This is a genomic window from Streptomyces hainanensis, assembly GCF_004348415.1.
Classification (GTDB): domain Bacteria; phylum Actinomycetota; class Actinomycetes; order Streptomycetales; family Streptomycetaceae; genus Streptomyces; species Streptomyces hainanensis.
On record NZ_SMKI01000299.1, the window covers coordinates 1 to 9,882 of the forward strand.

Annotated in this window: 8 protein-coding genes; 3 read left to right on the forward strand and 5 right to left on the reverse strand. The window is 70.7% G+C overall.

Features of this window, described 5'->3' with window-relative positions:
• Nucleotides 1–226 precede the first annotated feature (226 nt).
• Complete coding sequence (locus tag E1283_RS24365) at nucleotides 227–1,390, reverse strand: MFS transporter (protein ID WP_132820279.1); 1,164 nt, start codon at nucleotides 1,388–1,390, stop codon at nucleotides 227–229.
• Between the two features lie 423 nt (nucleotides 1,391–1,813).
• Here E1283_RS24365 and E1283_RS24370 point away from each other — a divergent pair, with 423 nt between their 5' ends.
• Together E1283_RS24370 and E1283_RS24375 are read left to right on the forward strand one after the other, a co-directional pair.
• Nucleotides 1,814–4,156, forward strand: a complete 2,343-nt coding sequence (locus tag E1283_RS24370) for a DUF6571 family protein (protein WP_132820280.1) — start codon at nucleotides 1,814–1,816, stop codon at nucleotides 4,154–4,156.
• A gap of 17 nt (nucleotides 4,157–4,173) precedes the next feature.
• Complete coding sequence (locus E1283_RS24375) at nucleotides 4,174–4,848, forward strand: hypothetical protein (RefSeq protein WP_132820281.1); 675 nt, start codon at nucleotides 4,174–4,176, stop codon at nucleotides 4,846–4,848.
• 7 nt (nucleotides 4,849–4,855) lie between these two features.
• On the opposite strand, the gene E1283_RS24380 is transcribed toward E1283_RS24375, so the two are convergent.
• From E1283_RS24380 to E1283_RS24395, 4 genes are all read right to left on the reverse strand, one after another.
• Complete coding sequence (locus tag E1283_RS24380) at nucleotides 4,856–5,401, reverse strand: DinB family protein (RefSeq protein ID WP_132820282.1); 546 nt, start codon at nucleotides 5,399–5,401, stop codon at nucleotides 4,856–4,858.
• A gap of 11 nt (nucleotides 5,402–5,412) precedes the next feature.
• Nucleotides 5,413–6,096 carry an RES family NAD+ phosphorylase gene (locus E1283_RS37480; protein ID WP_165956230.1) on the reverse strand — a complete coding sequence of 228 codons (684 nt, stop codon included), beginning with the start codon at nucleotides 6,094–6,096 and terminating at the stop codon, nucleotides 5,413–5,415.
• A 350-nt stretch (nucleotides 6,097–6,446) separates the two neighbouring features.
• Nucleotides 6,447–8,144: an alpha/beta fold hydrolase gene (locus E1283_RS24390; RefSeq protein WP_165956231.1), complete on the reverse strand. Its 1,698-nt coding sequence runs from the start codon at nucleotides 8,142–8,144 to the stop codon at nucleotides 6,447–6,449.
• 150 nt (nucleotides 8,145–8,294) lie between these two features.
• Entirely contained in the window at nucleotides 8,295–9,041 is a 747-nt protein-coding gene (locus E1283_RS24395) for a glucose 1-dehydrogenase (RefSeq protein ID WP_132820285.1), read from the reverse strand.
• Between the two features lie 149 nt (nucleotides 9,042–9,190).
• On the opposite strand from E1283_RS24395, the gene E1283_RS24400 reads away from it, so the two are divergent.
• Nucleotides 9,191–9,808, forward strand: a complete 618-nt coding sequence (locus tag E1283_RS24400) for an acyl-CoA-like ligand-binding transcription factor (RefSeq protein ID WP_132820286.1) — start codon at nucleotides 9,191–9,193, stop codon at nucleotides 9,806–9,808.
• The last annotated feature ends 74 nt before the right edge of the window (nucleotides 9,809–9,882 follow it).

The window sequence follows — 9,882 nt, forward strand, 5'->3', positions numbered from 1 at the left end:
TCCGCCCCGACGTCGTCTACGTGCCGTTCAGCGACTCCCCGCCGCTGCGTTGGGCCCTGCTGTGGCGGGCCAACAACGCGACCGCCCGCGTCCGCGCCTTCGCCGAGGCCGCGCGCCAGCTGGTGGACGACGCTCCCTGACGCGGCGGCGATCCCTGAGGCGGACTTCTGGCACGACGGCAGTCCCTGAGGCGGCGGGAGTCTCCGACACCGCGCCGGGCCCGCGATCAGGCGGGCGACGCCACCGGCCCGCCGGCCCGCCGACCGAGGCGGGCGAGCAGCGCGTAGGCCGCCGCCATGGCCAGGGCGAAGGCCAGCAGCGCCGGCCCGATGACGGCGGCGCCCGACCGCTCGACGAGCAGGCCGACCACGCCGGGCAGCAGCAGGTTGCTGGCGTTGGCGGCGGCCAGTTGCACGCCGATGGCCCGGTCGGCCTGCTCGCCCCCGACACGGTCCGCCGTGGTCAGGATCAGCAGCGGGAACACGGGCGCCGAGGCGAGCGCCACCAGCAGCAGGCCACCCACGGCGCGCGCCACGGGCCCCGGCGCCGCCATGGCGCCCGTCCCGGCCACGATGCCGGCGACGGAGCCGGCGAGCATCGGCCCCACCCCGACCCGCTCGGCCAGCGGGCCGAGGGCGAGCCGCCCCAGGAACATCACGCCCCAGTAGCCGGAGACGACCAGGCCCGCCACGTCGGCCGGCAGGCCCTGACCCGCGGTCAGGTAGAGGTACCCCCACAGCCCGATGCCGCCCTCGACGCCGGTCTGGAGCACGAAGACGCCGGAGCCCAGCACAAGTGCCGTGCTGGCACGGGGAGTCGCACCCCTGGGGCGTGCGTCGGCGGGCCGCGCGTCGGCGGCCCAGCGTCCCGAGTTCGCCACGAACGCGCAGCCGAGCGCCGCCTGGGTGCCGGCCAGGACGACGTAGGCCCACCGCCAGCCCACGTCGGTACTCAGCACCAGCGTGACCACGGCCGGGCCGATCACCGAGCCGAGGCCGTAGCTGGCGTGCATCCAGGTGATCTGGCGCGGCCCGAAGCGGCCGGCGGCATAGGCGTTCAGCGCCGAGTCGATGGCCCCGGAGGCGAGCCCGAGGAGCACGGTCGCTGCGGCCACCCCCCAGAACGAGGGCGCGGCGGCGTAGCCGGCCATGGCGGCGACGGACAGCACGGTGCTGACGGTGAGGAGCCGCCCGAGCGACATCCAGGTCAGCAGCCGCCCCGTCATCGCACTGGACAGCACGGCGGCGCCGACCCCGAAGGGCAGCAACAGGCCGAGTGCGCCGACGGGTTGGTCGAAGTCGACGCTCATCGCCGGCCAGGCGACGCCCAACACGCTGTCGGGGAGCGCCATGCTGACATAGGCGAAGCAGGCGAGGACGAACAGGGACATGACGGAGAATTCCTTCGGCGACAGCGGATGGGTGACGACGAACCGCCGTGCTGCGCGCTAGGCCGTGTCCGCAAGGTCCCGCCGGGCCCGCGCCGCCATACACGGCACCTCGCTGCGTTGCCGAATCGCGCGAATACGGCCAAGTATGAGCTGCGATCCGGCGCCTTGCGATGCACCGCGTCTGACGCCGCGGGCTGATCCGACGAGACCTTACGGACACGCCCTAGGAACCGGGCAGCACGCGCGTTACCGCGTGCCCGGACGCCCGGGTGCTCCGGGTGTCTCACATCCGCTCATGTCCCTACCTCCGGCCGGTCACCCTACCTCGTACCGGCACCGGGGGCGCCGCCCTTCCCCGCGCCGTCGTAGGATGCCTCGGCATCGACGGCCAGTCGTGATCACGCGCGGGGGGCGAGAACGACCGTGGTGGGCTTCCACGACCTGTACACCATCCGGCTCGACGAACTCGCCACCGCCGTCGACGACTGGGAGCGCCAGCAGCGCGACCTCGTCGGCATGGCCGAGTCGGCGGCCACCATGGGCCGGCGGGCCACCACGGCCAACTGGGCCGGCGAGAACCGGGGCGTCACCGTCCCCCATGTCGTGGCCGTCGCCGACGAGTTCGACGCGGCACTCCGCCAGGCGACCACGCTCCGGCGGGTCCTGCACGACGCGCACGCCCGCCTCAGGCGCTGCCGGGACGACCTGTGGACCGTCGTCGAGACGGACGCCCCGGCGGCGGGCGTCACCGTGTCGTCGGACGGTGAGGTGACCACCGACCTCGACGGACTGGACGGCGACACCCGCCGGGAGCGGCAGGACGCCGTCGTACGGATCTCCGCCGAGATCCAGCGCGTCCTGCGACGCGCCGCCGAGGACGACGAGATCATCGCCCGCGCCCTGCGCGACATCGCCGGCCCGGACGAGGACCGCTTCAACCCCGTCTCCTACGCCTCCCTCGACGCGGCCGACCTCGCCCACCGCGACGCCCGGGCCTTCCTCGACCTCGCCGCGAACCCCACCGAGTTGACCGACGGGGACCTCGTGGCGCTCACCGCCCTGCTGGAAGCCCACGCCGACGACCCGGCCTTCGCGGAGCGGATCGCGACCGGCCTCGGCGCGCGCGGCAGCCTGGACTTCTGGCGCGACGTGACCAACTCCCGGGACGTCCGCCCCGACACGGACGAGTGGACGCACCTCGCCGAACTCCAGTCGGGCCTCGGCGTGACGCTCGGCCTGGCCACCCGGTCCGACTCCACCGCCATGCGGGAGTGGGAGCGGGACATGATCGACCTCGGCGACGACCGCGTGGGCGGCGTCGCCGGCCCCTACGGCTTCCAGGTCATGAGCGCCCTGATGAACAGCGGCGAGTACGACCGGGACTACCTCCTCGCCTACGGCGACCGCCTCCTGACCTTCGAACAGAACGACGACCGCGGGGCGTCACAGCTCTGGGACACGGACCCCGAACTGGTCCTCAACTTCGCGCTGCCGGAGGACGTCCCGGAGACGGAGGACGAGGAGGCCGCCGAGCGAGCGGCCCAGGCCCGGGAACTGGCGTTGGGCGACCTCGGCCGCGACCCGATGACCGGCTTCCTGACCGCCCTCGGCACCAACCCGTCGGCGGCCACCGAGTTCTTCGCCCCACCGGACGACTTCGACCCGACCTCCCAGGTGAACCTGGCGGAGGACGAGTCCGTCGAAGCCAACAGGGACATGCTCAACGAGCGGCTGGTCTACCTCACGACGAACCGCGAGTGGTGGAACAGCGTCGACGACTACGGCCCACCCGAGCCCCTGCCGGCCCACCCCGCCCTGGGCGACGCCCTGTTGGCGGCCACGACCGGACTGCCGGCCACCGGGCTTGCCGAGAACGACGTGGCCGGCGTCTTCCGCACCCCGGAGGCGGTGGACGTCATGGCACAGGTCATGCACCTGTACGGCTCGACCGATCCGACGCTGCTCGGGCAGCAGCCCCAGATGGCCGAGCCTCTGGGGAGAATGACCGCCGCCTACATGAGCGACGTCGACTACTGGGTCAGCAGTGACAGCGAGGCGGCCCGCGAGATCCTCTCCGACACGTTCGCCTCGCCGTATGAGAACCGTCTGGAGAACGGCCACCTCAGCACCATCCGGTTCCTGTCGGTGCTCGGACAGGAGGAGGAGTCCCACCGGATCGTGACGCTCGCGCAGCAGGTTTACACACGCGGCAACCTGGACGTGTTCCCACCGGACTCGGGCAACATCGACGCCGGTGCGAACTCGCTGCGAGTGGCGGCCGATGTCCGCGGAATCCTGGACCATGCTCGGATTCAGCACGTCAACGCGGAGTTCGGCGCCGAGAGCGCGGCCGCTCAGGAGGCCCTGGGGCGGACCGGCGGCTGGGTCAAGACCCTGGGTGGTGCCCTCGTCGCGGGCAGCGTGGGCGCCGGTGTCTCGGTCGCGGCCGGCCCGCTGACGGGAGGAGCGAGCTTCTTCGTTCCCGTGGCCGCGGGCACGGCAGGTGGCTTTCTCACGGAGTTCATCAACCAGAGCACCGACGGCGCTCTCCGAAACGACGACGACCTGGCCAGACACACCAACATGACGGAACGACAGTTCTACGACGCGGGCCTCATGGAGCTTGCCGATCTCAAGGACCGGTACTACCAGGAGGCGCTGGAAGCGGGCACGATCAGCTCCGCCGATGTGCTCGAATCCATCAACGCCATGGATGACGCCTATCAGCATGGGCAGGGCCTGGCCGACAACCACGGCTACGAGTAGCGGGCTCAGGAGGAACGATGAATCGAGGCACCGGAGTGCGGAGGAAGTTCGGCTCGCTGCTGTGCTGTGTCACCGTCTTTGTCCTCTTCGGCTGTTCCGGTCAGGATGATCCTCGGTCGGGGCCCACCGACGAGGCAACGGGGCGCGTGATCGAGGACGGGATGCCGGCGGCCGACGTCTGTGATGCCAGCCTGTCCCCGTCCGCTCAGGAGAGTCTGGTCGCGCTGGCGGGTGACGACGTCTTCACGGACCGGATCGACACCCGTCCTCCGGCCGACCTCGACGAGTTCGTGCAACGAGTCATGGGGCCGGAAGCGTTCTCGGAGCGGTTCTGTCAGATCTACACGGCGACCCACTGGGACAACCCGCTCCTCGCGATCGAGTTCCTCTGGTTCGACGAGGCGCCGACGCCGGACGCGAGCGCGCCGAGCGACCAACGGCCCTATGCGGCAGGCGAAGTGGCGTACTACGGAGATGGTGGCGGCGTCATTGCCTTCCCCTGCTCGGCCCGGGGCGCCGCGACGGAGGAGTATCTGAGCGCCGCCCTCTCGCTGTCCGCACTGGTGGTCGCACCCGACGAGGATCAGCTGATGGACATCCTCAACTCCGTCTCCCGCGCCGTCGCGGACGGGCTGGGGTGTCTGGCGGAGTCCGGCCTGCCGGAGGGGGCGCCGGAGCGGGTGGCGGGGTGAGCGGGGGTCACTCCCCCGTCGCGCCGTCGGCCGCCTCGCGGAGCAGGTCGGCGTGGCCGTTGTGGCGCGCGTACTCCTCGACCATGTGGACCAGGATCCAGCGGAGGCTCGGCGTCTGGCCGTCGGACCAGCCGCGTCCGGCCAGGCGGTCGAGGCCGGCGTCGCTCGACGCGAGCGCCTCGTCGACGAGGGTGCGGGAGCGTCGCACGGACTCCGCCCAGAACTCGCGGAGTTCGTCGGGGTCGTCCTCGGCCGCCGAGTGCCAGTCCCAGTCCGGGTCGGCCTTCCAGTCGACGGTGTTCCACGGCGCCGACCGCTCGCGGCCGTGGAGGGACCAGGAGAACCAGTTGTCCTCCACGTACGCCAGGTGTTTGAGCAGGCCGCCCAGCGTCATGGCCGAGGCGCCGACGGTGGTGGCGAGGCCGGCCGCGTCGAGGTCGGCGCACTTCCAGGCCAGCGTGGCCCGGTGGAACTCCAGGTATCCCAGCAGGGTGGCCGTCTCGTCCCCGGCCACCGGCGGCTCGGGCCGCCCGTGTTCGTCTGTGTCGGTCATGACGGGGAAGTCTAGGTCCCGACCTGCCGTTGCTCCCCACATTTTTCCCTGATGGCACGCGCGACCACCAGCTCGGTGCCCGGTTGGAGACGAAGCATGGCGTCGGGTCCGTCCGCGGCAGCATCGACGCACCCCTCGGGCCCGGTGAACAACGCGTAGTTGACGCCGCCGTTCTGCGCGGAGCGGAAGACGATGCCCTCCACGTGCAGGGGGGACAGCCAACGGAAGTACTCGGTGAGGACCTGAGTGGGAACGTATGCGGTGTGTTCTCCCCCGTCCAGCGCCACGGGCTGGCTCAGGTCCGCGGTGAAGGACCGGATGAAATCGACCTGTTGGAGAAGTGTCGCGCTGTCCCGGACGAAGGCACGTGGAGAGGCGGGGATGGCGGAGAGGTCGATCACCGGTACCGGACGGACCAGTTCGAAGGCTGCCACTGCCGCGTACGGGCGTGGATCGTGTGCCGATATTTCCGCGACGGCGGTCTCCACGTCTGCCGAACCGTAGAACATCGACACGCCCGCTGGGCTCATCCGATTGGCCGTGGCCCGATCCTGGGGAGTGGACCCGATGGTGGCAGCGACATAGCCGGGTTCGGCGGTATCCCGACGCATCCGGCCGCGCCACACCTGATGGCCGGTCGGGAGCGCACGTACCAGCCCCAACTGTTCAAGGACGGCCGAGATCCCATCGAGCATGGCCAGTTGAGAATGTGCGTGCGGCGGGCCGCCCGCCGAGGGGGGGAAACGGCGCTGCTGTGTGACCCGTTCTCGAAAGGCGGGCCACGACTCGATGACGGCGTCGCTCCGCCTCCCGCGGCGAAGGGGCGCGCGTGGCCGCCGGGAAACGCGTTGCGCCCCTGCCTGCGCGGCGCGGGCTACTCCGAGGTTTCCGGCCCCGCGGTAGACGTCCGCGACGACAACGCCGGCGGGAGCGCCCGCGGTCGTCAGGACCCCGAACTGACGGTGCGGTTGATCACCGACGACATGGTTCGGAGACCCCGGAGGCGAGGAACGAACCCCATCGGACGAAGACACCATGCGTCTCCCTACGTGATCTGGTCGTAGGCTTGCTTCTTCGCCTGGAGCCGGCCGTACAGGAGATCGAAGATGGTCCTGCGGCGGGTCGTGAAATGAATGGTCCAACTCGGGTCGTCCACCAGTTCGCTCATCATCGACTCCCAGATCAACTCGAAGCTCTCCACCACACTCATTCTGCCCCGCCCCGCCCCGAAGAGAGGGAAACATATCGAGGACAGGGAGATCCCCAGCTCTGCTCTCTCCCGCCTGGCCAGGTCGAAGATGTTGTGCACGGCCCGGGGAATCGCCTGAGGGGAAATCCGGTAGTTGTTCGTGCCAGAGATGGGCGTGGCGATCGCCGCGTGATAGATCCTTCGGATATTTCGCCGCTGGAGCGAGCCGGAGGGTGTCGGCGCGACCGTTCCCTCCAGTACGGGCAGGCCGTAACTGCCGTGGTTCCGAAGCCAGGAGGAAAGGTGCTCCCCGGCGACGTCCTCCAGGATCTGGCCGCTTGCGCTCTTCTCGGCAGCGGCCCAGCGAAGGCTGCCGGAAGTCGACGGTTTGAAGAACTGGGAGAGTTGTAGGTAGGTGTTCTCGGAGGAGACCACGATGTCGACGTTCCTGAGTTGCTCCACCGGTCCGCCGTGGAGGAAGAACTCCGTCGCGTGACGTGCGGTGCCGTTGGCGGGGACGGGAATGGGGCCAACGACCTCCAGCTCTGTCAGAACGTCGGCGGCGGCGGGGGCCGGTCGGCGGTGGTGGGGAATGTCCGCTCCGGGCTGCGGCTCCAGTGGGAACGACTCTGCCAGCGCCCGCGCCAGTTCCTTGCGCACCGCGTGAACGAGTCGGCTGTCCGGTCCCTGCGGCCGGATGACGGAGAAGTGGTCACCCGGGAGTACGCCCGTCTCGGGGAAGAATCCGGCGGCGGAGGAGGGAACGACCACGTTGTCGCTCTCGCCCGCGTAGGCGACGACGGGGATCGGGCACCGGTCCCGTGAGACATCCAGGGCTCTGACGATTCCGTCGAGGACTCTGCGCTGCGTTTCCAGCACCGAGGTCTGCAACGGCTTGAGTTCGCGTTCCTGAGTGTTCCTGGTCATGGGGATCAACCCTTTGCGAGCCAGCAGGAACAGATCTGACCCGTTGTTGGGGCAAGCGAACATCACCAGTCGACGAATCTTGGTGAGATGCCTTCCTCGCCCCGCCTGGAGCATGCGGGACAGAAACCGCTGGGCAACGAGGCCGCCTTGGCTGTGGGTGACCAGGACGATCCGTTCGTGTTCGGCGGTGAGATCCCCGATGAAGCCGCGCAGGCTCTCGGCCACCGTGTCCAGATCCGGCATACGACGCAGGGGGTTCCAGGTCACCGGGCGCGTCGCGTACTCGAAGGAAAGGAAGTCGAACTGGTCCGCCACGGCGGGGATCGCGGATAACTCCTGCTGCAACGGAGCCCATGTCGTGGGTGAGGAGAACAGTCCGTGTACGAAGACGATCGCGGCCTGTCGCAAGTCTCCCCCTACAGTCATGCCCGGCGTCTGGACATCCGCCCGCATCATACGGAGATCCCCGGAGCGGGCACCCGGCCCGCGCCGCTTCTCTCCTCGGCATACGCCGAGGTGGTCCGCCCAGCCGTTGGGGTGGGTGTCCGCGATCAGCCGGGTCCCCCGAATGGTCAGCACGCGGCGCTTGACGTGGCCGCGGAAGCCGAGGACGCCGGCCGGGCCCACACGCGGGCCACCGTGACGTGGATCCAGGGGGGTGACGGTCCGGGCCGCGGAGGCGGCGGCGTCGTCGAGTTCGGCGGCCAGGGCCGTCCGCGTGGCGGGGCACATCGCCCCTGAACGGGGCGGAAGGCCCGAACGGACGCCCGTGGCCCGCTACTGCGCGGTCAGGCCGCCGTCGACGACGTGCTCCATGCCCGTGATGTACGACGAGTCGTCGCTCGCCAGGAACAGCACGAGCGCGGACACCTCGTCCGGGTCGGCGAGCCGGCGCAGCGGCACGGTGTCCGCGATCCCGCCGCCCTCCTCGTCGGTGGCCGCGACCATCATCGGTGTCCTGATGTAGCCGGGGTGCACGGAGTTCACCCGGATGTCGTCCGGCCCGTACTCGACGGCGGCGTGCTTGGACATGCCGCGCGAGGCGAACTTGCTGGCCACGTAGGCGAGGTTGGGCGAGCCGACGATCGCCACCATGCCGGCGGCGGACGAGATGTTGACGATGGATCCGCCGCCGGCCCGCCGCATGCCGGGTACGACGGTCTTCATGCCGTAGTACTGGGAGTGCTGGTTGACCGCGCAGACCTGGAGGTAGTCGTCCTCCGTCAGTTCGACGGTGCCGGCGACGGGCCCGAGGATTCCGGCGTTGTTGACCAGCACCGTGACCGGGCCGAAGGCCCGCTCCGCCTCCTCGACGACGCGGCGCCAGTCGGCGAGCGAGGCGACGTCGTGCCGCAGGAAGCGGGCGTTCTCGCCGAGTTCGGCGGCGATCCGGGTGCCGCGTTCCTCGTTGACGTCGGTCAGGACGACTCTGGCGCCCTCGCGCACGAACCGCCGCGCGTGCGCCTCCCCCATGCCCTGTGCCGCGCCGGTGATGATGGCGACCTTGCCGTCGAGCTTGCCCATGGTGCTCACCTTTCACGATCCGCTCCGCGCCCCTTCCGGGCGGGCGGAGCCTTGCCTCGCACCATAGTGGTACTCAGTACCGAAATCCAGGGACGACCGCTCCGACGCCCCGGGCCGGGGCCTGGACCCCCGGGGCCTAGACTCCGGGGATGTCGTCGTCCCGCTCCGCCGGCCGTGGCCCCGGGCGTCCCCACGCGGCCTCCCGTCGCGAGGTCGAGCGCACCGTGATCGCGCTGCTGCGGCGCGACGGCTACGACGGGGTGAGCGTCGAGCAGATGGTCGAGGCCGCCGGCATCGGCCGCACGACGTTCTTCCGGTACTTCGGCTCCAAGGCCGGCGTCATCTGGTACGCGTTCGACGACACGATCGAGGGGCTGGAGTCGCGGCTCCGGGCGGCGGCGCCCGACGCGGACCCGCTGGACGCGGTGCGGCACGCCGTGGTGGCGTCGAACCGGGCCGCCGTGCTGAGCAGCGACGTCTGGCTTGAGCGGTTCAGGCTCCTCGACTCCAGTCCCGCGCTCCGCGCCGGCGCCTACGAGCACTGGGAGCGCTGGAAGCTGGCCATCGCCCGCTATCTGGCGGACCGGGCGGGCACGACGCCGCAGGACCCGCTCGTGCTCGCCACCGCGAGCGCCTGCCAGGGCGTGTTCGTGGCGGACCTGCGCACCTGGCTCAGCGTCGGCGACACGGGCGAGGCGTTCAGCGAACGGCTGGACCGGAACCTGGCGACGCTGACGGCCGCGCTGCGGGCGCTGTTCCCGGCGTGACCGCGCCCGTGGCCGCGCCCGTGACCGCGGGGCCGGGCCGGGGCGTGCCGCGGAGCCGCCTCAGCCGGACGGCG